Origin of the sequence: Massilia solisilvae, from assembly GCF_024753215.1 — a bacterium.
GTDB classification, from domain to species: domain Bacteria; phylum Pseudomonadota; class Gammaproteobacteria; order Burkholderiales; family Burkholderiaceae_D; genus Telluria; species Telluria solisilvae.
Genome location: NZ_JANUGV010000007.1, coordinates 66,413 through 91,069 on the forward strand (window position 1 = coordinate 66,413; position 24,657 = coordinate 91,069).

Sequence of the window (24,657 nt, forward strand, 5' to 3'; positions counted from 1 at the left end):
CGGTTCGGCCCAGCCCCACTTCTTCACTGAAGTGACAAGCCAGCCGTCCGCCGCCGGCGGCTGGTCGCCACACAACTCTGATCGGGAGGAGTCATCATGAACATGATCTACAACAGCGAACAGTACAGCGTGGTCGAATTCGGCGCCGACCGGAATCTCGAAGCCCTGCGCTTTGGCGGCTATGAAATCGTCGACAAGGCTGGACGGCGCGAGGCATTCATCGGCGGCAGACTGGCGCAAGCCTTCCGGCGCGACGTCAACAACCTGATCGCGAGCGAGCCGACCATGGAAGAAATCGACGACTTCCTGGGCTCGTATGACACCCTGATGAGCCAGCCGGTGGTGCTGCACTAAGCGCCACCTGCCGGGCCGGCTTGGCAAGCGGCCCGGCAGCGCTGACACATGGTAAGCTTGCAGCCATGTGCCAGCTTCTCGGAATGAATTGCAACGTCCCCACGGACATCGTTTTCAGCTTCACCGGCTTTGCCCACCGTGGCGGGCGCACCGATACCCACCGTGACGGCTGGGGCATCGCATTCTTCGAAGGCGCCGGGGTGCGCCATTTTGTCGACCACGAGGCCGCGATCGACTCGCCGATCGCCGAACTCATCAAGCGCTACCCGATCAAATCCACCAACGTCATCGCGCACATCCGCAAGGCCACCCAGGGCCAGGTGGCGCTGGAGAACTGCCACCCGTTCGTGCGCGAGCTGTGGGGCCGCTACTGGGTGTTCGCCCACAACGGCGACCTGAAGGACTTCGCGCCCGCGCTCACCGGGCCGTTCCGCCCGGTCGGCAACACCGACAGCGAACTGGCGTTCTGCTACCTGCTGCAGGAACTGCGGGCGCGCTTTCCCGACCGCGCGCCGGCACTGCCGGCCTTGCGCGCGGCCGTGGCCGAACTGGCGCAGCGCATCGCGCGGCACGGCACCTTCAACATGATGCTGTCCGACGGCACCGCGCTGTTCGCGCACTGCTCGACCAAGCTGTGCTACATCGTGCGCCAGCACCCGTTCGCGCACGCCCACCTGGCCGACGAGGACCTGTCGGTCGATTTTTCCACCGTCACCACCCCGCGCGACCGCGTCGCCATCATCGTCACCGAGCCGCTGACCAAGAACGAGCAGTGGACCGACTTCGCGCCCGGCGAACTGAAGGTGTTCGTGGACGGCGCACCGCTGCCCGCGGACGCCTGAGCCGCTGCCCGGCAGCCCTTATGCACGCTGCCTGTTTTGGTTTTTTCACCCCTCATAGTTGATAGGCCACGCCTGCGGCCGGAACGCGCAGAATGGCCTCCCTGTCGGTGTTTTTCTGACAACGAATGTAAGACAAAACCGAAATCCGGGGCAGCGCCGAACTGCTGCAACACCATGGTTCAGGAGGGGTGAAACATGTCCAAAACGAGCAAGGCATCGAATAATCTCCATCATGTTCAAAACCAGTGGGGCGGCTCGTCCGCGCCGTGGCAGGAAGGCGGCATGTGGGTCCTCGGCTGCCGTTCCGGCCAGAACGTCGTCGCCCTCAACCTCACGTCCGGCGACGGCGGCAAGACCTTCACGGGCCAGATGAAATACGCGGGCGAGGGCGCCATCGGCGTGCGCGCCACGCTCACCCAGGCCAACACCTACATCGTCGAAAACCAGTGGGGCGGCAACTCGGCGCCGTGGCATCCGGGCGGCACCTGGGTGATCGGCTGCCGCGCCGGCCAGAACGTGGTCGCGCTGAACATCGAGTCCGGTGACGGCGGCCAGACCATGGCCGGCACCATGACCTACGCCGGCGAAGGCCCGATCGGCTTCAAGAGCCAGCTGGCCGACGGCGGCGTGTACCTGGCCGAGAACCAGTGGGGCGGCTCGGCCGCGCCGTGGCACCAGGGCGGCGTGTGGGTGCTGGGCTGCCGTGACCAGGCGGTGATCGCGCTGAACATTGCCTCCAACGACAACGGCAAGACCCTGAACGGCACCATGCAGTACGTGGGCGAAGGGCCGATCGGTTTTCGCGCCACGATGGTCGCCGGCAACAACTACCAGGTCGAGAACCAGTGGGGTGGCTCGTCGGCCCCGTGGCATCCGGGCGGCATCTGGCTGATCGGCTGCCGCGCCGGCCAGCAGGTGGTGGCGGCCAGCATCACCTCGGGCGACGGCGGCAAGACCTTCAACGGCGGCATCACCTATAGCGGTGAGGGGCCGATCGGCTACCGCGCCATGATCCAGCCGGGTTGATGCCGGCTTTTGGCAGGGTGGGCGGGCAACCCGCCCACCCTGCATGATGCACCGCCTCAGCTTGCCGTGCCGGTTCCCACCCACTGCGCATGCAGCTCGGGGTCGGTGCGCATCTCCCACAGCGCCAGCACCACGGTGGCAATGCCGACGATAAGCAGGCTGGCCGTCATGCGCCGGTCCTGCACGTTGATGAGCCAGGGCGACACCGCCGTCCAGATCCCCACGATCAGGTTGAGCAGCACGGCCCAGATGTAGGTCTTGTACAGGTCGAAGATGGCCAGCGCAGCCATGATCAGTCCCGCGACGAAGCCGTTGATAGCCACCGGCGACGAGCCGGGATAGCCCAACGCCATCGGTGAAACGAACAGCCAGATACCAAGCAGCAGGATGAGTTGGTCCTGCCATCGCCTGGTCGAGAAACGCAGTGCCATGATGAACCTCCTTTGCGGGCCATTCCCGCAGTGCGTTTGGCAACAAATTCGCCGGTAAGTTCGCTGGCGGACATAAGGGGGACTTGCGTAAAGACAATATCAAGTGGACACTCTCGGCAACCGTTAATCATCCAACAATGCGGAGGCCGGATGCCCGATGTCCTGTTGAGTGCTTCAAACCTGGTGAAATCCTACGGCGAGCGGCGCGCCGTCGATGGCGTATCGCTGCGCGTACTGGCCGGGCAAACGCTCGGGCTGCTTGGCCCGAACGGCGCCGGCAAATCGACCACGGTCGGCATGCTGTGCGGCCTGGTGCGGCTTGACGCCGGCGAGGTGCTGCTGGCCGGCGAGCCAATCAGCCCGGATGCGATGCGCGCCAAGGGCCGCATCGGGCTGGTGCCGCAAGACCTGGCGCTGTACGAGGAGCTGCCCGCGCTTGAAAACCTGCGCCTGTTCGGCGCCCTGTATGGCCTGGCGGGCGCGCGGCTGACCGAACGCTGCAAGGCGGCGCTGGCGCTGGCCAACCTGGAGGACCGCGCGCGCGACAAGGTCGCCACGTTCTCGGGCGGGATGAAGCGGCGCCTGAACATCGCCTGCGCGCTGCTGCACGAGCCGCAGCTCTTGATCCTGGACGAGCCGACGGTGGGCGTGGACCCGCAAAGCCGCAACGCCATCTTCGACACGCTCGAACAGCTCAAGCGCGAAGGGCGCTCGCTGGTGTACACCAGCCACTACATGGAGGAGGTCGAGCGGCTGGCCGACCACATCGTCATCATGGACCACGGCAAGGTGCTGGCCGACGAGAGCCCGGCGGCGCTGCGCGAGCTGCTGCCGGCGCAGGCCGCGCTGCGTTTCGAGCTGCGCGAGCCGCTCAAGGAAGAGCACCTGGAACGCCTGCGCGGCGAGGCCGGGGTGGCGGGCATCAGCGCCAACGGCACGGCGTACGAGGTGCGGCTGGCCGACCCGGACGACGCGGTCTCGCTGCTGGCCTGGCTGGAAAAGAACGGCTACCGGATCCATCATTTCGCCACCGCCCGCGCCAGCCTCGAAGACATCTTCCTCAACCTTACCGGGCGCTCGCTGCGCGACTGACATGACCGCCTTGATTGCACTTGTCCGCAAGGACCTGATCCTGTTCCTGTCCGACCGCCGGCGCCTGCTCGTGAGCCTGGTGATGCCGATCCTGATCGGCGCCTTCTTCGGCTACCTGACCGGCGGCGCCGGCGACAAGGGGACGATCGACGTTGCGCTCGTCATGCAGGACAGCAGCGACGTCGCCGCAAAAATCGAGGCCGGCCTGCGCGCCGACCCGAGCCTGCACCTGGCGTCCATGACGCTGCCGGAGGCCGAGGCCGCCGTCAGCAAGGGCAAGCAGGGCGTGGCCATCGTGATTCCTGCCGGCTTTGGCGACGCCGCCGGCGAGGCGCTGTTCGGCGTGGCCGACAAGCCGCAGGTGCGCCTGCTGTACGACCCGTCGCAAAAAGCGGTGCTGGCGATGGTCAAGGGAATGCTGACGCAACAGGTGATGCAAGTCGTCAGCAGCGAAATGTTCGGCGGCCGGCGCGGGGCCGAGCTGGCCGACCGCGGGCTGCGCGAGCTGGACAAGCGGCCGGACGCCGACGCGAAGGCCCTGCGCGACCTGCTGGGCAGCGTGAAGAACTACCACGTCAGCTTGCAGGACAACGGCAAGGCTGAATCGGCCGGTCTGTCGATGCCGTTTTCGACCAACGACGAGCCGATGAAGGCGGGGCCTGCCGCCGAGGGCTACAACGGCTACGCGCATTCGTTCGCCGGCATGGCCGTGCAGTTCATCCTGTTCATGGGGATCGACATGGGCATCGGCGTGCTGCTGGCCAAGCGCAGCGGCGTGTGGAACCGGCTGCTGGCTGCGCCCGTGTCGCTTACCACCGTGCTGCTGGCGCGCGCCGCGTCCACCGCGCTGATCGCATTCGGCCTGATGTGCGCAGTGTTCGTCGTGGCGGTGCTGGGCTTTGGCGTGCATGTGGCCAGCGTGGCCGGCTTCGTGTGCGTGGTGTTCGCGTTTGCGGCGATGACCGCCGGGTTCGGGCTGTTGATTGCGGCATGGGGCAAGACGCCGGAGGCGGCGCGCGGCATCTCCATGGTCGCGACGCTGCTGATGGTGATGGCCGGCGGCGCGTGGATGCCCTCGTTCATGTTCCCGCCGTGGATGCAGCATGTCTCGCTCGCGATGCCGACGCGCTGGGCGGTGGACGGGCTCGACGCGGTGACCTGGCGCGGCTTCGGCATGGAAGTGGCCGGGCCGGCGACGCTGGCGCTGCTGGGCTTTGCGGTGATGTTCGCCGCGCTGGCCATGTGGAAGTTCAGGCAGGAAGACCAATAGAGCCGTCGTCCCGGCGAAGGCCGGGACCCATGCCGAGCATCCGTGCGCCAGCCTTGGGGTGTAGGGTGGGCAGATTCTGCCCACGCGTTCAATCAGAGCCAGCGCACAGGCAACGCAAGCGGGAGTTGAACGCGTGGGCGGGAGACCCGCCCACCCTGCGGATTACGACAGGTTCGGCGCCAGGTAGCGCTCCAGCTCGGCCTTGTCCATGCCGCGCCGGCGCGCCATGTCCTCGAGCTGGTCCTGCCCGATCTTCCCGACCACGAAGTAGGTGGACTGCGGGTGCGAGAAGTAGAAGCCGGACACCGCCGCCGCCGGATACATCGCGAACGCATCCGTGAGCTCCATGCCGATCTCGCCGGCCTGCAGCGTGTCGAACAGCGGGCGCTTGACCGTGTGCTCGGGGCAGGCCGGATACCCCGGGGCAGGGCGGATGCCCTTGTAGCGCTCGCCGATCAGCTCCTCGTTCGACAGCTTCTCGTCGGACGCATAGCCCCACAGGTCGGTGCGCACGCGTTCGTGCAGGTACTCGGCAAAGGCCTCGGCCAGGCGGTCGGCCAGCGACTTGAGCATGATGGCGGAGTAGTCGTCGTTCGCCTTCAGGAAGCGCTGCTCGTGCTTCTCCACGCCCAGCCCCGCGGTGACGGCGAACATGCCGATGTAGTCGGCAATGCCCGACGACCTGGGCGCAATGAAGTCGGCCAGGCACCGGTTCGGCTTCTGCTCGCCGTCCACCACCGGCTTGACGCCCTGCTGGCGCAGGCCGTACCAGGTGAACGCCACCTGCTCGCGTGAATCGTCGGTGTAGATCTCGATGTCGTCGTCGCCCACCGTGTTCGCCGGCAGCAGCGCGATCGTGCCGTTGGCGGTGAGCCAGCGGCCCTCGATGATCTGCTTGAGCAGCGCCTGGCCTTCCTCGAACAGCTTGGACGCGGCCTCGCCCACCACCGGGTCGTGCAGGATCGCGGGGTAGGGGCCTGCCAGGTCCCAGGTCTGGAAAAACGGGCCCCAGTCGATGTAGCGCGCAATGGCGGCCAGGTCCACGTTGCGGAACTCGCGCCGGCCGATGAACTTCGGCTTGACCGGGGCGTAGTCCAGCTTCGCCTTGTTCGCGCGCGCCTGCTCCAGCGTGACCATCGGCAGCGCCTTCTTGTTGGCGTGCTGCTCGCGGATGCGTTGGTAGTCGGCCGCGATCTCGGCCAGGTAGGCGTCGCGCCCGTCCGCCGACATCAGCGACTGGGCCACCGATACCGAGCGCGAGGCGTCCGGAACGTAGATCACCGGGCCTTCGTAATGCGGGGCGATCTTCACTGCCGTGTGCGCGCGGCTGGTGGTGGCGCCGCCGATCAGGAGCGGGATCTTGCGCTCGCGGAAGTACGGGTCGCGCTGCATTTCGCGCGCCACGTGCGCCATCTCTTCCAGCGACGGGGTGATCAGGCCCGACAGGCCCACGATGTCCGCGTTCTCGATCTTGGCGCGCGCCAGGATCTCGGACGCCGGCACCATCACGCCCATGTTCACCACTTCGAAGTTATTGCATTGCAGGACCACCGAGACGATGTTCTTGCCGATGTCGTGCACGTCGCCCTTGACGGTGGCGACCACGATCTTGCCCTTCGGCTTGGCCACCACGCCGGTCAGGCGCTCCTGCTCTTTCTTTTCCTCTTCGATGAACGGGATCAGGTGCGCCACCGCCTGCTTCATCACGCGCGCCGACTTGACCACCTGCGGCAGGAACATCTTCCCTTGCCCGAACAGGTCGCCCACGATGTTCATGCCGTCCATGAGCGGGCCTTCGATCACCTGGATCGGGCGCCCGCCCGCATTGGCCAGCTGCTGGCGCGCTTCTTCGGTGTCCTCGACGATCCACTGCGTGATGCCATGCACCAGCGCGTGCGCCAGGCGCTTGTCGACCGGCGCATTGCGCCATTCGAGGTTCTGTTCCTGCTTGTTGCCGCCGGCCTTGAGGGTGCCGGCCAGTTCGATCATGCGCTCGGTCGCGTCCGCGCGGCGGTTGAGCACCACGTCCTCGACGTGCTCGCGCAGCCCCGGGTCCAGTTCGTCGTACACGCCGATCATGCCCGCGTTGACGATACCCATCGTCATGCCGGCCTTGATCGCGTGGTACAGGAACACGGTGTGGATCGCTTCGCGCGCCGGGTCGTTGCCGCGGAAGCTGAACGACACGTTCGATACGCCGCCCGACACCTTCGCATGCGGCAGGTTCTCGCGGATCCAGCGCGTGGCGTTGATGAAGTCCACCGCGTAGTTGTTGTGCTCCTCGATGCCGGTGGCGATGGCGAAGATGTTCGGGTCGAAGATGATGTCTTCGGGCGGGAAGCCGACCTTCTGCGTGAGCACGTCGTAGGCGCGCTTGCAGATCTCGGTCTTGCGCGCGAAGGTGTCGGCCTGGCCCTGCTCGTCGAAGGCCATCACGATCACGGCCGCGCCGTAGCGGCGACACAGCACGGCCTGGCGGATGAATTCGTCTTCGCCTTCCTTGAGCGAGATCGAGTTCACGATGGCCTTGCCCTGCACGCACTTCAGGCCCGCCTCGATCACCGACCACTTGGAGGAGTCGATCATGACCGGCACGCGCGAGATGTCCGGTTCGGATGCGATCAGGTTCAGGAAGCGCTGCATCGCGGCGCTTGAATCGAGCATGGCCTCGTCCATGTTGATGTCGATGACCTGGGCGCCGTTTTCGACCTGCTGGCGCGCCACCGACAGCGCCTCGTCGAACTGTTCGTTCAGGATCATGCGCGCGAACGCCTTGGACCCGGTCACGTTGGTGCGCTCGCCCACGTTCACGAACAGCGAGTTCTCGTCGATGGTGAACGGCTCCAGGCCCGACAGGCGCATCGCGACCGGAATGTCCGGCACGCGGCGCGGTTCGGTGGTGGCCAGGATGTCCGCGATCGCCTTGATGTGCTCGGGCGTGGTGCCGCAGCAGCCGCCGGCGATGTTGATGAAGCCGGCATCGGCGAATTCGCGCAGCAGGGCCGAGGTATCGGCCGGCAGCTCGTCAAAGCCGGTGTCGCTCATCGGGTTGGGCAGGCCCGCGTTCGGGTAGATGCACACGAAGGTGTCGGCGATCTGCGACAGCTCCTCGGCATAGGGCCGCATCAGCGCGGCGCCCAGCGCGCAGTTCAGGCCGATGGTGAGCGGTTTGGCGTGGCGCACCGAGTTCCAGAACGCCGGCACGGTCTGGCCGGACAGGATGCGGCCCGAGGCATCGGTGACGGTCCCGGAGATCATCAGCGGCAGGCGCGGCGCATCGGGATGCTCGTCGAAGTACTGGTCGATCGCGAACAGTGCGGCCTTGCAGTTGAGGGTGTCGAAGATGGTCTCGACCAGCAGGATGTCCACGCCGCCTTCCACCAGGCCGCGCACCTGCTCGTGGTAGGCCGCCACCAGCTCGTCGAAGGTGACGTTGCGCGCGGCCGGGTCGTTCACGTCCGGCGAGATCGAGGCGGTTTTCGGCGTCGGGCCGAGCGCGCCGGCCACGAAGCGCGGCTTGTCGGCGCTGCTGTATTTGGCCACGGCGGCGCGCGCCAGCTTGGCTGCCTCCACGTTCATCTCGTAGGCGAGATGCGCCATGTGGTAGTCGTCCTGGGCGATGCGGGTGGCGCCGAAGGTGTTGGTTTCGATGATGTCCGCGCCGGCGGCCAGGTAGCGCTCGTGGATTTCCTGGATCACCTGCGGCCGGGTCAGGGTCAACAGTTCGTTGTTCCCCTTGACGAACAGCTCGCGGTGGCCGCTGCCGGCAGGCGCGGCAAAATCGGCGAAGCGCGCGCCGCGGTACGCCGCCTCGTCCAGCTTGTACTGCTGGATGATGGTGCCCATCGCGCCGTCCAGGATCATGATGCGGCGCGCAAGAATGTCGCGCAGCTGGGCTTCGATCGGGGAGGGGGCGGCGGTGCGGGTATTCATCGTTCTGCTTTCAAGAGGCGCGGCGCAAAGCCGCACTGTTGGGCGGGTCTGAAATTATACGTGATCGCGGCTGTTTGGTTCTTAGGCAGCCGCGGCGGCCAAAGTTCACCATGTGCGAGCGTTTGGCGACCCGCGAGTCAGTTATTTGTAACATTGTGTATTAACAGCCGCTGTCGTTACATTGCGATACAATTCGCGCCCCCTCAGCAATCTCCGCGTTACATATCGGTACGAAAATCATAGCGTGCCACCGGGGCGTGGCAGAAAGTGTTAAATAACTGGCATGTGTCGCGCTGTCGCGTGCACCGCCGAAATGGAAGATCCAATGAACAAAGAATACGAGCCGGACTGGAATCAGCCGGCAGTCCGCCCCCACGACACCGTCGCGCAAAAGCATCACGCCGGCGGTGGCGTCAAGCAGATCGTCACCATCCGCCTGGACGTGGACATGCTGGAATGGTTCAAATCGGCGGGGCCTGGCTACCAGACCCGCATCAACCAGGTCCTGCGCGCCCACATGGATGCGCAGCGCGCGGCAGCGCAGCAGCAACAGTAATTCGCACCGCGGGCAGGGCGGGCAGATTCCCTGCCCGCGTGTCCAGTGCCGGCGTGCTCTACGACGGCGCGGCAGGGAGGGCGATCCGGCCCACCCTGCGCCACCTCACTCGAACGCGAGGTTCTCGAGCGGGAAACCCTTGAGGAACTCGGCAGCCGGCAGGCGCTTGCCGCCCGGTTTCTGCAACTGGGCCAGGCGCAGCGCGCCCTGGCCACACGCGACCACGATCCCATGCTGGGCGTCGGCCTGCAGCACCGTGCCCGGCGTTCCCACGCCTTCCACCGGCTCGGCTTTCCAGATCTTGACCGTCACGCCACCCGCCTGCGCATGCGCGCCAGGGAACGGGTTGAACGCGCGTACCTTGCGCGCCAGCGCCTCGGCCGGCTGCGACAGGTCGAGCTTCGCTTCTTCCTTGCTGATCTTGGCGGCGTAGGTGACGCCTTCGTCGGGTTGCGGCACCGGGCGCAATTCGCCGTAGCGCCTGAGGGCATCGACGATCATGCGTCCGCCCAGCGCGGCCAGCTTGTCGTGCAGGCTGCCGGTGGTGTCCTGCGGCGTGATCGGGAGCGACTCGATGGTGAGCATGGGGCCGGTATCCAGGCCTTCTTCCATCTGCATGATGGTCACGCCGGTCTCAAGGTCGCCCGCTTCGATCGCGCGGTGGATCGGCGCGGCGCCGCGCCAGCGCGGCAGCAGCGAGCCGTGGATGTTGATGCAGGGCCGGATGTCGAGGGTGCTCTTCGGTAGGATCAGGCCGTACGCGGCCACCACCATCACGTCGTAGTCGAGCCTGGACAGCGCCTCGTGCGCGGCCTTGGCCTGCGCGGCGCGCTCCGGGTCGCGGCTGTCCAGGCGCAGCGACAGCGGCTGCAGCACGGGAATGCCGTGCGCCAGCGCGAACTGCTTGACCGGGGACGCTTGCAACTGCATGCCGCGCCCGGCCGGGCGGTCGGGCTGGGTGAGGACCAGGGGAATCTCGAAGCCCGCTTCGAACAGCGAGCGCAGGGCCACGGCGGCAAACTCCGGGGTGCCGGCAAAAACGACCTTCATGCGCGCGCCTTAGCGACGGGCGCCGGCGGCGCGCGGACCCGGTTCGCGCTGCATCCCGCGCTCTTCCTTGAGCAGCTTGGTCTTGATGCGGTTGCGCTTGAGCGGCGACAGGTATTCGACGAACACCTTGCCCATCAGGTGGTCCATTTCGTGCTGCACGCACACCGCCAGCAGGCCGTCGGCCTCGAGCTCGAACGGCTTGCCGTGCTGGTCGAGCGCGCGCACCTTCACGCGCGCGGGGCGCTCGACGCCGTCGTAGATGCCCGGCACCGACAGGCAGCCTTCTTCGTACAGCTGCTTGTCTTCGCTGGCCCAGATGATTTCGGGGTTGCAGAACACCTTGAGCTGGTCATGCGTTTCCGACACGTCGATCACGATCAGGCGCTCATGCACATCGACCTGGGTCGCGGCCAGGCCCACGCCTGGCGCGTCGTACATGGTTTCGGCCATGTCCGCCACCAGCTGCTGCAGGCGCTCGCCAAAATCGGTCACCGGTTTGGCGACCTTGTGCAGGCGAGGGTCGGGATAGCGGAGGATGTTCAAAATGGCCATGTGTCTGGTCGTGATATCTGTTCAATCAGGTTTGTTGGAAAAGCGCCCACACAAGCACAAATACTGCACGCCAGCCCGGAAGCAGGACGCGGTTTTGTCTTGCTAGTTCAGGGATTTATGTGCAGAATTTGATACAGTTCGGCAACTTTCTGGATCCGCCGTGCGGGTCCATGCGCCGCCTCTTGTGCTGTGGTTCGGCCGGGGCGAACAGCGCAGCCAGCATTTGTCGCGTGACAGCCGCACTTTACGGACCGTTTCGATGAAAAATTTTAGCATAGTCGGGACCCGCCTTGCAGCGGCAGCCCTGTTCACGTGTGCGGCGATGGCCGGGGCGCACGCCGCGCCGGGCAGCGACTTCCGGCCCGACGCGCCGGACCAGCACGTGGTGGTCAAAGGCGACACCTTGTGGGGCATCTCCAGCACCTTCCTCAACAGCCCGTGGCGCTGGCCGGAAGTGTGGGGCCTGAACAAGGACGAGATCCGCAACCCGCACTGGATCTACCCCGGCCAGATCATTTACTTCGACCGCACGCACGGCCGCCTGTCGCTGCACAAGCCGGGCGACGGTGGCGCTGGCGACGCGCAAGGCGAACCGCCTGAGCTGCGCATGTCGCCCCAGCTGCGCACCGAGGCGCTGGGCAAGGACGCGGTCCCGGCCATTCCCGCCGCCGCGATCGAGCCATTCCTGTCCCAACCCCTGGTGGTCGAGGCCGACGAGCTGGCCGGCGCCGCGCGCATTACCGCCTCGCCGGAAGGGCATCTGTACCTGGGCAAGGGCGACAAGGTCTATGTGCGGGGCGACCTGAACGGCGGCAGCTCGTTCCAGGTATTCCGCCCGGGCACGCCGCTGACCGATCCGGAATCGGGCAAGGTGACCGCCTGGCAGGCCACCTACCTGGGCACCGTGGCGCTGCAGGCTCCGGCCCGGGGCGGCGCCGACGTGCACACCTTCGTGGTCGCCAGCTCGAACCGCGAGATGGGCGTGGGCGACCTGCTGGTGCCGGCCCCGCCGACCCCGCTCCGCAACTATGCGCCGCACCCGCCGGAGCGCCCGGTCAGGGCGCGCGTGATGTCGATCTACGCCGACGTGGCGCAGGCCGCACAGAGCCAGGTCGTCACTGTCAATAAGGGTTCTGTTGACGGACTCGACATCGGCTCCGTGCTGCAGCTCTATCATTACGGCCAGACGGTGACCGACCCGGGCAGCAAGGGCTTCCTGGGCCTGTTCCGCAAGAAGATCAAGCTGCCCGACGAGCAGTTCGGGACGCTGTTCATTTTCCGTGTGTTCAAGCACGTCTCGTACGGCCTGATCATGCAAGTGACGGAGCCGGTGCGAGTCGGCGACGTGGCCAACTCACCGGAGTAAGCTCGCCGTGCAGGACACGGACCCCACCACCGCCGCCAGCGCCGACCCTCTTGCCGACTGGCTGCGCTTGGAACAGGCAAGCGGGGTGGGGTGCCGCAGCGCCAACCTGCTGCTGGCGCACTTCGGCTCGCCGGCGGCCATCTTCGCGGCCGGTGTCACGGCGCTGTCGCAACACGTTACCCAACGCCAGGCGCGCGCCCTGTGTGCGCCGCCTTCGGCGCAATTCGATGCGCTGCTCGGGGCCACGCAAGCGTGGCTGGCCGACCCCGCCCACCACATCATCACGCAGCACGACCCGCGTTTTCCAGGCGCGCTGGCGAACATCGCCGATCCGCCGCTCATGCTGTACGTGAAGGGCAATCCCGGCCTGCTGGCGCGGCCGGCGCTGGCCATTGTCGGCAGCCGCAACGCAAGCACCCAGGGCAAGGCCAATGCCGAGGGGTTTGCGCGCGTCCTGTCGCAAGCCGGGGTCACGATCGTGTCGGGCCTGGCGCTGGGCATCGACGCGGCAGCCCATGCGGGCGCGCTCAAGGGCGCGGGCGCCACCATTGCCGTCATCGGCACCGGCGCCGACCGCGTCTACCCGGCCGCCAACCGGGAGCTGGCGCGCGACATCGCCGAACAGGGCTGCATCGTCAGCGAGTATGCGCTCGGCACGCCGGCCACGAGCGGCAACTTCCCGCGCCGCAACCGCATCATCAGCGGCCTGTCGGCCGGCGTGCTGGTGGTGGAGGCGGCGGCCGAATCGGGCTCGCTGATCACCGCGCATGTGGCGGCCGACCAGGGGCGCGAGGTGTTCGCGCTGCCCGGCTCGATCCATTCGGCGCTGTCCAAGGGCTGCCACAAGCTGATCCGCGAAGGCGCGCGCCTGGTCGAGACGGTGGACGAGGTGCTGGAGGCGCTGCAGATCTCGCCGCTGGCCGGGCGCCGCCCGCAGGCGCCGCAGGCGGGCGGCGGCCTGCTCGACCACGTCGGGTTCGATCCGATCGGGTTCGATGCGCTGGCTGCCGCAACCGGCGCCAAGGCGTCCACCCTGAACAGCGAACTGCTGCTGCTCGAGCTGGCCGGCCTCATCGAGCGCCTGCCCGGCGGCGCTGTGCAGCGGCTGGTGCGGTGATCGCGACATCCCGCCGACCTTACGGTAACCCGGGCTTTTCCGCCTCCCCCTGCTGTTGAGCTTTGCCAGCGTTTTTAAGGATATTTGTTCTATTCACCCCGTCATTGCCAGAAACCAATGCATGGCGGGTTCGATAAGGCGGCAAAACAACGTTCCCAGGGCCGTGCCGTGCGGCACTTGTGTCGCGGCGAGCTTAACTGCTACAGTAGCGCCACTATGTTCGACATTCTGGTCTATCTCTACGAGACGTACTACCGTCCCGATGCCTGCCCCGAGCCGGCCGCTCTGGCGCGCAAGCTGTCGGCGGTGGGCTTTGACGATGTCGAAATCTCCGAAGCGCTCGACTGGTTGAGCGGCCTGACCGAAATGGCGGGCGAGGACATGCTAGACACCGCCGCGTCGACGGGCACGCGTATCTACGCCCGCCGCGAATTCGACGACCTCGGCACTGCCGCGGTCGGTTTCATCACCTTCCTCGAATGCGCCGGCGTGCTCGGCCCCGAGCAGCGCGAAATCGTCATCGAGCGCGCGCTGGCGCTGGGCGAGTCGCCGGTCTCGCTGGGCAAGCTCAAGATCATCGTGCTGATGCTCCTGTGGAGCCAGGGCAAAGAGCCGGACGCACTCATGTTCGACGACCTGTTCGGCGACGACGAGGAGGACGGCGAGGGCGAGCAACTGCCCAGGCTGCTGCACTGAGCCGCCGGTCCGTGGCCGATCGGTTCGCTACTGCACCGATGAAACTTCCTTTTTCCCGCATCCTGACGCTTGCCCTGGCCGCAGCCCTGCTGGCCGTGTCTGCGCCTACGCGCGCCGAGCCCCCCGCACCGCTGACGCCGGTCCCCTCGCTGGACCTGGCGCGCTATCTTGGCACCTGGTACGAAATCGCCCGGTATCCGAACCGTTTCCAGCGCCAGTGCGCAGGCAGCGCGACCGCCCAATACAGCATGTTGCCCGACAATACGGTCGAGGTGCGCAACCGCTGCCGCCGCGCCGACGGCAGCATGGACGAGGCAATCGGGCTTGCGCGCCAGGTCGGCGGGCGCGACTCGGCGCGGCTGCAGGTGCGCTTTGCGCCGGCCTGGCTGTCGTGGCTACCGCAGGTGTGGGGCGACTATTGGGTGATCGACCTGGATCCGAATTACCAGCTGGTGACGGTCAGCGAGCCGCGCCGTCAATACCTGTGGATCCTGGCGCGCACCCCCACCGTGGACCCGGGCGCCTACCAGGCGCTGCTGGCGCGCCTGGTACGCCAGGGCTTCGACCCCGGCCGGCTGCAGTCCGCCGCCCAACCCTAGCCGGGTACGGACCGCGCGAGCTGCCGCCCGGCGGCCCATTTTCTGTCCCCAGCGCAAACATGCTCCGCATTTTTGTTGCCGTGGGGCTAACAACTATTGCATAGTCCCCGGTGCCGAGCCCACTTGCCGTTTGCGCGGCAACCCGCTTATCATTGGCCGCTTGGCCCGGACTGTTACTAATAAGACATTTTCGGGAAAACGACCGGCTCGGCGACAAGCATGTATGATGCGGCCAAGCCTCTAATATAAGTACGACGAGAAACACTATGACCAAAACCCTCATCATCGCCGAGAAGCCGTCCGTTGCGAATGACATCGCCAAGGCGCTTGGCGGCTTTACCAAGCACGATGAGTATTTCGAGTCCGACGACTACGTGCTGTCGTCGGCCGTCGGCCACCTGCTCGAGATCGCGGTGCCGGAAGAGTATGACGTCAAGCGCGGCAAGTGGAGCTTTGCCCACCTGCCGATGATTCCGCCGTATTTTGCCCTGAACCCGATCGCCAAGACCGAATCGCGGCTCAAGGTGCTCAACAAGCTCATCAAGCGCAAGGACGTGGGCGCCCTGATCAACGCATGCGACGCGGGGCGCGAGGGTGAACTGATCTTCCGCCTGATCGTGCAGGCTTCCAAGGCCAACAAGCCGGTCAAGCGCCTGTGGCTGCAGTCGATGACCGCCGGCGCCATCCGCGACGGCTTCGCGCACCTGCGCAGCGACGAAGAGATGCTGCCGTTGGCCGACGCCGCGCGCTGCCGTTCCGAGGCCGACTGGCTGATCGGCATCAACGGCACCCGCGCCATGACCGCCTTCAACTCGAAAGAGGGCGGCTTCTACCTGACCACGGTGGGCCGGGTGCAGACCCCGACGCTGTCGATCGTGGTGGACCGCGAAGAGAAGATCAAGAAGTTCGTCCCGCGCGACTATTGGGAAGTGCGCGCCGAATTCGTGTGCGCGGCCGGCATCTACGAGGGTCGCTGGCTCGACCAGTCGTTCAAGAAGGACGAGACCGACCCCGAAAAGCGCGCCGAGCGCCTGTGGAGCAAAGCCGCCGCGGACTCGGTGGTGGCGGCCTGCCGCGGCAAGCAGGGCACGGTTACCGAGGAGTCCAAGCCGACCACCTCGATGGCGCCGGCCCTGTTCGATTTGACCAGCTTGCAGCGCGAGGCCAACGGCCGCTTCGGCTTTTCGGCCAAGAACACCCTGGGCCTGGCCCAGGCGCTGTACGAAAAACACAAGGTGCTGACCTACCCGCGTACCGATTCGCGCGCCCTGCCGGAGGACTACCTCGGCACCGTGAAATCGACCCTCGAGGTGCTCAAGGAGAACGCGAACTACCACCAGTTCGCCAAGCAGATCCTGGACAAGGGCTGGGTCAAGCCGAACAAGCGCATCTTCGACAACACGAAGATCTCGGACCACTTCGCGATCATCCCGACCGGCGTGGCGCCGAAGAACCTGTCCGAGCCTGAGCAAAAGCTGTACGACCTGGTCACGCGCCGCTTCATGGCCGTGTTCTTCCCGGCCGCCGAGTTCCTGGTCACCACCCGCTACACGACTGTTGCGGGCCACCAGTTCAAGACCGAGGGCAAGGTGATGACCAACCCCGGCTGGCTGGCCGTGTACGGCAAGGAGGTGGCCGAGGACAAGGAGGGCGGCGCAACCCTGGTGCCGGTGGCGAAGGACGAGAAGGTCCTGGCCGACAAGCTGACCGCCAACGGCCTGACCACCAAGCCGCCCGCGCGCTACACCGAGGCGACGCTGCTGTCGGCCATGGAAGGCGCGGGCAAGCTGGTCGATTCGGACGAGCTGCGCGACGCGATGGCGGGCAAGGGCCTGGGCACGCCGGCCACGCGCGCCGCGATCATCGAGGGCCTGCTGACCGAGAAGTACCTGATCCGCGAAGGCCGCGAGATGATCCCGACGGCCAAGGCGTTCCAGCTCATGACGCTCTTGCGCGGCCTGGGCGTAAACGAGCTGACCATGCCGGAGCTGACCGGCGAATGGGAGTACAAGCTGTCGCAGATGGAGCGCGGCCATATCTCGCGCGAAGAGTTCATGCAGCAGATCGCGCAGATGACCCAGGTGATCGTCAAGCGCGCCAAGGAGTACAGCAGCGACACGATCCCGGGCGACTACGCGACCCTGCACACGCCTTGCCCGAACTGCGGCGGTGTCGTCAAGGAAAACTACCGCCGCTTCGCCTGCACCAAGTGCGAGTTCTCGATGTCCAAGACGCCGGGCGGGCGCCAGTTCGAAATCGAGGAAGTCGAGCAGCTGCTCAAGGACCGCACCATCGGCCCGCTGCAGGGCTTCCGCTCCAAGATGGGCCGTCCGTTCGCGGCGATCCTGCGCATCGTGCGCGACGAGGAGATCCACAACTTCAAGCTCGAGTTCGACTTCGGCCAGGACCAGCAGGAAGGCGAGGAAGGCGAGGGCGTGGACTTCACCGGCCAGACCGCGCTCGGTCCGTGCCCGAAATGCGGCGCCGGCGTGTACGAGATGGGACTGGCCTATGTGTGCGAGCACAGCGTGGCCAAGCCCAAGACCTGCGACTTCCGCAGCGGCCGCATCATCCTGCAGCAGGAGATCCTGCCCGAGCAGATGGCAAAGCTGCTCAATGAGGGCAAGACCGACCTGCTGCCCGGCTTCGTTTCGCAGCGCACGCGCCGGCCGTTCAAGGCCTTCCTGGTGCGCGGCAAGGACGGCAAGATCAGCTTCGAGTTCGAGGAGCGCAAGGCCAAGCCGGCAGCCAAGGGCAAAGCGGCTGCCGCGGCGGCCGACGATGGCGAGGACGCTGGCAATGGCGGCGCGGCCGTGGCAACCAAGACTGCGAAGAAGGCTGCGGCGCCCAAAGCCGCGACAAAGGCCGTGGCGCGCAAGGCGCCGGCCAAGCGGGCCAGCGCGGCAGCTAAAAAGTAAGCAATCCGGCCTGAAGAAAAACGCGAACCCCTCGGTTCGCGTTTTTTTTTGCAGTGACTGTTTGTTACGCCTGGCTCGTCGTGATGCCAATAGGTAAAAATTGCGCATTTAACATTTTATCGTTTATTGGCAGTCGTTCTGCGTTTACGCTTCGAGCACACGTCTCCAATTTGTGACAAAAAGGCGAAGTAAACATTTCTGGCCCTCACAATTTCCGCTATATTGATCTGCGGAAATTGAACGCGTCGCGGGTCCTTCCACGGCGCATGTTGAGGGCTCTCGTGAAACTATCCAACTTGAAAATTGCAGCTCGGTTATACCTGGGCTTTGGCGCCGTCGTGGCCGTGCTGGTGACGCTGTTCGTGATCGCCTATGCGAACTTCGCCCGGCTGGGGGCGGCGAACAACATGAACATCCACACCTACCAGGTACTGGGCGCGGTCGATGGCGCGCTGGCCAGCCTGATCGACATCGAGACGGGCGAACGCGGTTTTGCCCTGACCGGGCAAGACGGTTCGCTCGAGCCTTACAAGGCGGGTAAGGAAGCATTCGGAAAATACCTGGCGCAGGCGCGCACGCTGACCGCCGATAACCCAGCCCAGCAGGCGCGCCTGGAGGAGCTAAGCGCGCAGCAGCGGAAGTGGGTCGATGACGTGATCAACCAGTCGATTGCGCTGCGCCGCCAGACGGGCGACGCCGACATGGCGCCGATGGTCGCGCTGATGAAGGCGGGCAAGGGCAAGAAGCTCATGGACGCAATGCGCGCCCAGATCGCCACCATCAAGCAGACCGAGCTCACGCTGCTGGAGCAGCGCCAGCAGAGCGCACAGGAACTGCACACGACGATGGCCGCGACGCTGGTGGGCGGCGGGGTCGTCGCCACGGTGCTCGCGGCCCTGGTTGCGCTGAGCCTCGCGCGCAATATCACGGCGCCGCTGCGCCGCGCGCTCGATCTGGCCAGGCAGGTGGCGCAGGGCGACCTGACGGCGCAGGTGCGCGTGGAATCGAAGGACGAGACGGGCGAGCTGATGGCCGCGCTCAAGGACATGAACGCGTCGCTGCTGGGGATCGTCACCCGGGTGCGCACTGGCACGGATGCGATCGCGACCGCCTCGTCCGAGATCGCGGCCGGGAACCAGGACCTGTCCTCGCGCACCGAACAGCAGGCCAGCTCGCTGGAAGAGACCGCGTCGTCGATGGAAGAACTGACCTCGACCGTGAAGCAGAATGCGGACAACGCCCGCACCGCCAACCAGCTGGCCGCCGCGGCCTCGGGCACCGCGGCGCAGGGCGGCATGGTGGTGTCGCAGGTGGTACAGACGATGGGCGCGATCAACGAGTCGGCCAGCAAAATCGTGGACATCATCTCGGTCATCGACGGCATCGCGTTCCAGACCAATATCCTGGCGCTGAACGCGGCGGTCGAGGCCGCGCGTGCCGGCGAGCAGGGCCGCGGCTTTGCGGTGGTGGCCAGCGAGGTGCGCAATCTGGCGCAGCGTTCGGCCGCCGCGGCCAAGGAGATCAAGGTGCTGATCACCGATTCGGTGGAGAAGGTCGAAGCCGGTTCGCGCCTGGTCGACCGGGCCGGCTCGACGATGGAGGAGGTGGTCGCCAGCGTCAAGCGCGTATCGGACATCATCGGCGAGATCGCAGCCGCAAGCGAGGAGCAGCGCTCCGGCATCGAGCAGGTGAACGAGGCGATCAACCAGATGGACCAGGTGACCCAGCAGAACGCGGCGCTGGTGGAGGAGGCTTCGGCTGCCGCCGAGGCGATGCAGGAACAGGCGGCCGGGCTGGCCGGCCTGGTGGGCACCTTCCGGGTGGACGAGCGCGCGCAGGGCGCCGCTGCGGCCCGGCCCGCGCTGGCGCGCAAGGCTGCGCCGCCGGCCCTGGCCGTGGGCGCCACGCGCCGACAGGCCGCGTCCAGCCGTGGCGGTCGCAAGGAGGTCGCGATGGCGGGCGAGGGCGAGTGGGAATCCTTCTGAGCGCAGGATAAAAAAATGCGAGCCGATGCTCGCGTTTTCGCTTCGCCGAACGACGCCGTTTGATTTCCAGATCACGTTCGCGCCGTCGTCCCGGCGAAAGCCGGGATCGATGCTGAGTGTGCGACTTCGGAACCTCGGCATGGGTTCCGGCTCTCGCCGGAACGACGGTGTGCCGGTTTAGCGCACTTCCACACTCACCATGTTATCCGCCGGCTTGCGGTCGATGAGCTTGTTGTCCGGGTCGATGCCTGCGCGCGCCGGCATCCGGTCCACCACCAGGGTCACCTGCTGCTCGCGTCCCGTCACCAGGCGGCGCTCGCGCACGATCGGGCTGCCGTTCTTGTCGTCCACGCCGAACTCGATGTAGTCGCGCAGCGCGGCCGGCTGCTCGTCGCCCAGCTCGCCCGCGCGCACCTTGCCCGCGGTCGCATGCAGCACCACCTCGTATTTGCCGTCCGGCCGCTTGTGCGCCACGGCGCTGTCGGCGCGGTTCTCGTACAGCACGATCGACTCGAACAGGTCGTCGATGAGGTAAGCCTTGTCCGGCGGCGTGATCGCGCGCAGCGCGTCCACCAGCACCGTCGCGTTCGGGTAGGGGTTGCCGTGGTAGGCATGGCGCGCCAGGATGCCTTGCAGGGCCTGGTCCACCTTGTCCTCGCCCAGCAGGTCCTGCAGCAGGTACATCGCCAGGCTGCCCTTGCGGTAGTGGATGTAGTCCTGGTTCTCGTTCTGCGCCAGCGGCAGCTCCTTGCGGCTCTCGTGCGCGCGGCCCATCAGGTAGCGGTCCAGGTCGTAGCGCAGGAAGCGCCGCATCTTGGCCGGCCCGTAGGTGTGCTGCATGACCATCAGCGCGGTGTACTCGGCCAGCGTCTCCGACAGCACCGTGCCGCCGCGCGTGTGCGCGGCCATCAGCTGGTGGCCCCACCATTGGTGCGCTACTTCGTGCGCCGTGATGTAGTAGGGGTAGTCGATGTCCTTGGGCGAGTCGTCGTCCACCTTGGCGATGAACCCCATGCTCTCGGAGAACGGGATCATGCCCGGGAACGACTGCGCGAACTGGGCGTAGCGCGGGAACTCGACGATGCGTAGTTCGTGGTACTGGTACGGCGAGAAGCGCTGCGAGCCGTAGCTGAGCGCCGCCTTGGCGCCGCGGATCATGCGGTCCACGTTGTAGTCGTGGCCCGGATGGTAGTACACGTCGATCGCCACGTCGCCCCAGCGGTCATGCCGCACTTCGTAGCGCGCCGACTGGAACGCGTAGAAGTTCAGGATCGGCTTGGTCATCCGGTAGTGGAAGAAGCGGCGGCCGTTGGCGATCCACTCCTGCTGCAGCTCGCCGGGGGCGATCGCCACCTGGTCGGCGCTGGTGCTCACCACCGCGTCGAAACGGATCCAGTCCGCGTCCGGGCCAACCTGGTTGATCGACTGCGATGCCGCATCGTCGCGCGCGGCCATGCGTTCACGCGGGGGCAGGCCGTGGCGCTTGCGGTCGCGCGCGTCCACCAGTTCGGCCTCCTCGCGGTAACCGATGTGCGGCAGGATCTCGTTGGTGAAGAAGGTGCCGTTGCCCACCACCGGCGTATCCTGGCCCAGCCCCAGCACGCCGCCGGGCGCCCAGATCAGCGTGTAGGACAGCGTCATGCGCTGGCCACTGGCGAGCGGCTGCGCCAGGCGGTAGTGGTAGAAGCCCAGTTGCCGGTCGCTTGCTACCAGCGTGGCCGGTTGCGAGAACGAGGGCTTGAACGCGGCGCTGCGGTCCTGGTACAGGATCACGTCGCGCAGCGGCTGGCCGGTCCGGTTCTCCAGTTCGTACACACCCTTGACCATCAGGCTGCGCGTTGCGGGAGCGATGTCCACCTGCAGGTCGGTGCCGGTGATGCGCGGCTGCGGCAGGCTGGCGTAGCGCTTGTAGCGCAGCTCGTACTGCGCGCGCTGCTCTTCGCGCGCGAACGCGGTCTGGTAGTTGCCGGCGATTTCCAGGTTGTAGCAGAGCAGGCCGCCCATGCCGACGAACACGGCCAGCCCCAGGCCAAAACTGGCGAGCACGCCCGGCGTCAGGCAGCGGCGCGCCGCGCGCAGGCGGCTCCTGAAGTCTTCGTTGGTCCCGCGTGGCCACAGCAAAAGCGACACCGACAGCAGCATCAGCGCCGCGCCGCTCCAATACAGCAGGAAGGCGCGCTCGCGCACCAGGTGGTGGCCCACGCCGTTCATGGCAGAGTAGGTGAACTCCGGCGTCACGCCGTACAGCACCAGCGGATGATCCAGCCCGAGCGAGCCGAAGGTGATCAGCGCGATGTAGTAGAGGATAAGGGCGAAGTAGGCCAGGTATTTGTGGTTGATGACCACCTGCGCCGCGATCGCGAGCACCGCGATCAGCGCATACTCGGGCAGCATCACGCCGAACAGGCCTTGCAGGTACAAGCCCGGCTCGAGCGAGAAGTAGCCCCTGGCCAGCTGGATGCCCATGCCAGTCACCATGGCAATGGCCAGCATCAGCGCCTGCAGCGCGATCAGGCCAATGGTCTTGCCCAAGAGCGCTACCCAGCTTGGTACCGGCAGCGCGTCGACCATCTGCGCCATGCGCGCCTCGCGTTCGCGCCAGACCAGTTCGCCGGCATACAGCGTGGTTACGACGATCATGAACAGCGAGTACACCTCGCGGATCATGTCAAGGATCTGGTAGGTCACCGGGTAGGTATTGGTGCCGAACAGCGAGCCCAGGTTGAGCGAGCTGGCCACCAGTGCCAGCACGCCGGCCAGCGCGATCACCGCGAAGTAGATGTTCTTGACCGATTCGCGCACGCTGTACCAGCTGGCGCGCAGCAGGAGCAGGCCCAGGCTGCGGCGCGCGAAATCGGGCGTCTCGCGCGTGTCCACCGCGGCATGCGACAGCGCCAGCGGAGCCTGGGCGTTGCCGCGCGCCTTGCCGCCGGCGTCCACGCTGCCCACGAACGAGAAGCGCCAGTAGCCGAGCACCAGCACCACCAACCCGAAGCCGGCCCAGATCAGGCGGTTCATCAGGTACACGCCTTCGAACGGGACCGCCCTGGCATTGCGCTCGGCCACGGTCCAGTATTCGGTGAGCCGGATCAGGGCCGTGGTGCCGAACGGGTCGATCAGCGCGGCCAGAGTCTTGTAGTCGAGGTCGCGCGCCAGCGACGGCGCCACGATGTAACCGACCAGCATGACCACGCTGGCCACGTACACCGGCAGCATGCGCCGGGTCAGCGCCGCCAGCACGAAGAAGATGGCGCCGAAGATGAACAGGTTAGGCAGCAGCGTGAGCAGGTAGGGCTGCAGGTAGGTTGAGGCTCGGATCGGGCCGAGCTTGTCGGGGTCGATTCCCGGGATCCAGCCGGCGGCCAAAGCGCCCAGCGGGATGCTCGCAAAGACGATCGCGAGCACCGCGAACGCGCCGAGGAAGCGCCCGAACACGTAGGCGTGCTTGCCGATCGGCGCGCTGAAGAAGAAGTGGTGCATCTCGCGCTCGAAGTCCTGCTGCACCGCGCGCCCCATCATCGCCGCGATCACGATCACGCCGAAGCTGCCCAGGACCGCCGACGAAATGGCGATCGAGCGCGGCGCGTTGATCGCCACGCGCGCGCCGAACGACACCACCGCATCCTTGAACACGCCGCCGGCGGCGGCCATCCACAGCATCGCCAGCGCCAGGAAAATCAGGAAGTACACCCAGGTCGAGAGCATCCGCAGCCGCTGCTTCGCCTCGAACAGCGCAATCTCAAATATCGCCCGCATGCTTCAGCTGGCCTCTTCTTCGGGCCGGTAGTGCCCTGCGATGGTGGCGAAGTACACGTCCTCCAGGCTGGCCTGGGTCGGCTCGAAGCCGTCGCCGGGGTCGCGTTCGCTGTACACGTGCACCAGCGTGCGGCCCATCAGGAGCCGGGTCGAGATCACCGCATGCTGCTTCTGCAAGAGCGGCAGCTCCTGCTTGGTGGCGAAGCGCGCCCAGATGCTGTCCTCGATGTCGTAGGTGAGCTTTTGCGGCTCGCCGCACAGCAGCACCTGGCCCTTGTTGATGATGGCCATGTTGGCGCACAGGTCAGCCACGTCGGACACGATGTGGGTGGACAGGATCACGGTCTTGTCCTCGCCGATGTCCGACAGCAGGTTGTGGAAGCGTACCCGCTCCTGCGGGTCCAGGCCGGCGGTCGGCTCGTCCACGATGATCAGCTGCGGGTCGCCCAACAGCGCCTGCGCGATGCCGAAGCGCTGGCGCATGCCGCCCGAGAAGCCGCCCATGCGCTGGTGGCGCACCTCGAACAGGTTGGTCTGCTGCAGCAGCCCGTCCACCACCTCGCGCCGGCGCGCCTTGTTGGAAAGCCCCTTCAGGATCGCGAAATGGTCGAGCAGTTCATACGCCGTCACCTTCGGGTACACGCCGAAGTCCTGCGGCAGGTAGCCGAGCAGCTGGCGCACCGCGTCCTTCTCGTCGAGCACGTCGATGTCGCTCAGGAAGACCGAGCCGGAGTCGCATTCCTGCAGCGTGGCCAGGATACGCATCAGCGTCGACTTGCCGGCCCCGTTCGGGCCGAGCAGGCCGAACATCCCGGGCGGGATGCGCAGGCTGACGTTGTCCAGCGCGACCACGCCGTTGGCGTAGGTCTTGGACAGGTTGCGGATGCGTAATTCCATGAACACTCCTCGAGGTGCGGCATTCTCCGCACGATGTTGCCTGACGGACTCTTTGACGCTTGCATTGTATTAAATTGTCACCGCGCCCGGGTCGTTCTTGCGATGCGCTGCGCGTTTGGGGGAGCAGAATGCACGATTCGGGGAGCAGGGCGGGGGGCGAACGAAGCCGCTGATCGGTAGGGTGGGCGGGTTTCCCGCCTACGCGTTCAGCCGCAGC

Annotated in this window: 18 protein-coding genes; 12 read left to right on the plus strand and 6 right to left on the minus strand. The window is 66.4% G+C overall.

The window, feature by feature from the left end; all coding sequences use genetic code 11:
- Positions 1 to 96: 96 nt before the first annotated feature.
- From NX773_RS19970 to NX773_RS19980, 3 genes are all read left to right on the plus strand, one after another.
- Entirely contained in the window at positions 97 to 354 is a 258-nt protein-coding gene (locus NX773_RS19970) for a BTH_I0359 family protein (RefSeq protein WP_258824584.1), read from the plus strand.
- Between the two features lie 65 nt (positions 355 to 419).
- Entirely contained in the window at positions 420 to 1,196 is a 777-nt protein-coding gene (locus tag NX773_RS19975; RefSeq protein WP_258858037.1) for a class II glutamine amidotransferase, read from the plus strand.
- Positions 1,197 to 1,391: 195 nt separating this feature from the next.
- Entirely contained in the window at positions 1,392 to 2,222 is an 831-nt protein-coding gene (locus NX773_RS19980) for a lectin OAA family protein (RefSeq protein WP_258858038.1), read from the plus strand.
- A gap of 56 nt (positions 2,223 to 2,278) precedes the next feature.
- Here NX773_RS19980 and NX773_RS19985 read toward each other — a convergent pair whose 3' ends face one another.
- On the minus strand, positions 2,279 to 2,653 hold the full coding sequence (locus NX773_RS19985; RefSeq protein ID WP_258824587.1) for an SPW repeat protein: 375 nt from the start codon (positions 2,651 to 2,653) through the stop codon (positions 2,279 to 2,281).
- A 165-nt stretch (positions 2,654 to 2,818) separates the two neighbouring features.
- Between NX773_RS19985 and NX773_RS19990 the strand changes: the two genes are divergently transcribed.
- Entirely contained in the window at positions 2,819 to 3,745 is a 927-nt protein-coding gene (locus NX773_RS19990; RefSeq protein WP_258858039.1) for an ABC transporter ATP-binding protein, read from the plus strand.
- Between the two features lies 1 nt (position 3,746).
- Positions 3,747 to 5,015 carry an ABC transporter permease gene (locus NX773_RS19995; RefSeq protein ID WP_258858040.1) on the plus strand — a complete coding sequence of 423 codons (1,269 nt, stop codon included), beginning with the start codon at positions 3,747 to 3,749 and terminating at the stop codon, positions 5,013 to 5,015.
- Positions 5,016 to 5,177: 162 nt separating this feature from the next.
- Here NX773_RS19995 and metH read toward each other — a convergent pair whose 3' ends face one another.
- On the minus strand, positions 5,178 to 8,948 hold the full coding sequence (gene metH, locus NX773_RS20000) for a methionine synthase (protein ID WP_258858041.1): 3,771 nt from the start codon (positions 8,946 to 8,948) through the stop codon (positions 5,178 to 5,180).
- A gap of 325 nt (positions 8,949 to 9,273) precedes the next feature.
- On the opposite strand from metH, the gene NX773_RS20005 reads away from it, so the two are divergent.
- Positions 9,274 to 9,504, plus strand: coding sequence for a BrnA antitoxin family protein (locus tag NX773_RS20005; RefSeq protein ID WP_258858042.1), 231 nt, complete (start codon positions 9,274 to 9,276; stop codon positions 9,502 to 9,504).
- 105 nt (positions 9,505 to 9,609) lie between these two features.
- Here NX773_RS20005 and fmt read toward each other — a convergent pair whose 3' ends face one another.
- Entirely contained in the window at positions 9,610 to 10,554 is a 945-nt protein-coding gene (gene fmt, locus NX773_RS20010) for a methionyl-tRNA formyltransferase (RefSeq protein WP_258858043.1), read from the minus strand.
- 9 nt (positions 10,555 to 10,563) lie between these two features.
- Complete coding sequence (gene def, locus NX773_RS20015) at positions 10,564 to 11,106, minus strand: peptide deformylase (RefSeq protein ID WP_258824593.1); 543 nt, start codon at positions 11,104 to 11,106, stop codon at positions 10,564 to 10,566.
- Between the two features lie 259 nt (positions 11,107 to 11,365).
- Here def and NX773_RS20020 point away from each other — a divergent pair, with 259 nt between their 5' ends.
- The 6 genes from NX773_RS20020 (at position 11,366) to NX773_RS20045 (ending at position 19,787) form a co-directional block, all read left to right on the plus strand.
- Complete coding sequence (locus NX773_RS20020; protein ID WP_258858044.1) at positions 11,366 to 12,472, plus strand: LysM peptidoglycan-binding domain-containing protein; 1,107 nt, start codon at positions 11,366 to 11,368, stop codon at positions 12,470 to 12,472.
- A gap of 7 nt (positions 12,473 to 12,479) precedes the next feature.
- Complete coding sequence (gene dprA / locus NX773_RS20025) at positions 12,480 to 13,589, plus strand: DNA-processing protein DprA (protein ID WP_258858045.1); 1,110 nt, start codon at positions 12,480 to 12,482, stop codon at positions 13,587 to 13,589.
- A 216-nt stretch (positions 13,590 to 13,805) separates the two neighbouring features.
- On the plus strand, positions 13,806 to 14,285 hold the full coding sequence (locus NX773_RS20030) for a Smg family protein (RefSeq protein ID WP_258858046.1): 480 nt from the start codon (positions 13,806 to 13,808) through the stop codon (positions 14,283 to 14,285).
- Between the two features lie 38 nt (positions 14,286 to 14,323).
- Positions 14,324 to 14,884 carry a lipocalin family protein gene (locus NX773_RS20035; protein ID WP_258858047.1) on the plus strand — a complete coding sequence of 187 codons (561 nt, stop codon included), beginning with the start codon at positions 14,324 to 14,326 and terminating at the stop codon, positions 14,882 to 14,884.
- Between the two features lie 266 nt (positions 14,885 to 15,150).
- The gene (locus NX773_RS20040; protein WP_258858048.1) at positions 15,151 to 17,802 is read left to right on the plus strand and encodes a DNA topoisomerase III; all 2,652 of its coding nucleotides are present in this window, start codon (positions 15,151 to 15,153) and stop codon (positions 17,800 to 17,802) included.
- 281 nt (positions 17,803 to 18,083) lie between these two features.
- Positions 18,084 to 19,787 carry a methyl-accepting chemotaxis protein gene (locus NX773_RS20045; protein WP_258858049.1) on the plus strand — a complete coding sequence of 568 codons (1,704 nt, stop codon included), beginning with the start codon at positions 18,084 to 18,086 and terminating at the stop codon, positions 19,785 to 19,787.
- Positions 19,788 to 19,964: 177 nt separating this feature from the next.
- On the opposite strand, the gene NX773_RS20050 is transcribed toward NX773_RS20045, so the two are convergent.
- The gene (locus tag NX773_RS20050) at positions 19,965 to 23,543 is read right to left on the minus strand and encodes an ABC transporter permease/M1 family aminopeptidase (RefSeq protein ID WP_258858050.1); all 3,579 of its coding nucleotides are present in this window, start codon (positions 23,541 to 23,543) and stop codon (positions 19,965 to 19,967) included.
- A 3-nt stretch (positions 23,544 to 23,546) separates the two neighbouring features.
- Complete coding sequence (locus tag NX773_RS20055; RefSeq protein WP_258858051.1) at positions 23,547 to 24,440, minus strand: ABC transporter ATP-binding protein; 894 nt, start codon at positions 24,438 to 24,440, stop codon at positions 23,547 to 23,549.
- Positions 24,441 to 24,657 lie beyond the last annotated feature (217 nt).

What these genes read in the sequence shown, in the direction of transcription:
- def (WP_258824593.1), bottom strand. Translation starts at nt 11,106, where the DNA reads ATGGCCATTTTGAACATCCTCCGCTATCCCGACCCTCGCCTGCACAAG.
- NX773_RS20020 (WP_258858044.1), top strand. Translation starts at nt 11,366, where the DNA reads ATGAAAAATTTTAGCATAGTCGGGACCCGCCTTGCAGCGGCAGCCCTG.
- metH (WP_258858041.1), bottom strand. Translation starts at nt 8,948, where the DNA reads ATGAATACCCGCACCGCCGCCCCCTCCCCGATCGAAGCCCAGCTGCGC.
- fmt (WP_258858043.1), bottom strand. Translation starts at nt 10,554, where the DNA reads ATGAAGGTCGTTTTTGCCGGCACCCCGGAGTTTGCCGCCGTGGCCCTG.
- NX773_RS19975 (WP_258858037.1), top strand. Translation starts at nt 420, where the DNA reads ATGTGCCAGCTTCTCGGAATGAATTGCAACGTCCCCACGGACATCGTT.
- NX773_RS19995 (WP_258858040.1), top strand. Translation starts at nt 3,747, where the DNA reads ATGACCGCCTTGATTGCACTTGTCCGCAAGGACCTGATCCTGTTCCTG.
- NX773_RS20055 (WP_258858051.1), bottom strand. Translation starts at nt 24,440, where the DNA reads ATGGAATTACGCATCCGCAACCTGTCCAAGACCTACGCCAACGGCGTG.
- NX773_RS20005 (WP_258858042.1), top strand. Translation starts at nt 9,274, where the DNA reads ATGAACAAAGAATACGAGCCGGACTGGAATCAGCCGGCAGTCCGCCCC.
- NX773_RS20050 (WP_258858050.1), bottom strand. Translation starts at nt 23,543, where the DNA reads ATGCGGGCGATATTTGAGATTGCGCTGTTCGAGGCGAAGCAGCGGCTG.
- NX773_RS19980 (WP_258858038.1), top strand. Translation starts at nt 1,392, where the DNA reads ATGTCCAAAACGAGCAAGGCATCGAATAATCTCCATCATGTTCAAAAC.
- NX773_RS20030 (WP_258858046.1), top strand. Translation starts at nt 13,806, where the DNA reads ATGTTCGACATTCTGGTCTATCTCTACGAGACGTACTACCGTCCCGAT.
- NX773_RS19985 (WP_258824587.1), bottom strand. Translation starts at nt 2,653, where the DNA reads ATGGCACTGCGTTTCTCGACCAGGCGATGGCAGGACCAACTCATCCTG.
- NX773_RS19970 (WP_258824584.1), top strand. Translation starts at nt 97, where the DNA reads ATGAACATGATCTACAACAGCGAACAGTACAGCGTGGTCGAATTCGGC.
- NX773_RS20035 (WP_258858047.1), top strand. Translation starts at nt 14,324, where the DNA reads ATGAAACTTCCTTTTTCCCGCATCCTGACGCTTGCCCTGGCCGCAGCC.
- NX773_RS20040 (WP_258858048.1), top strand. Translation starts at nt 15,151, where the DNA reads ATGACCAAAACCCTCATCATCGCCGAGAAGCCGTCCGTTGCGAATGAC.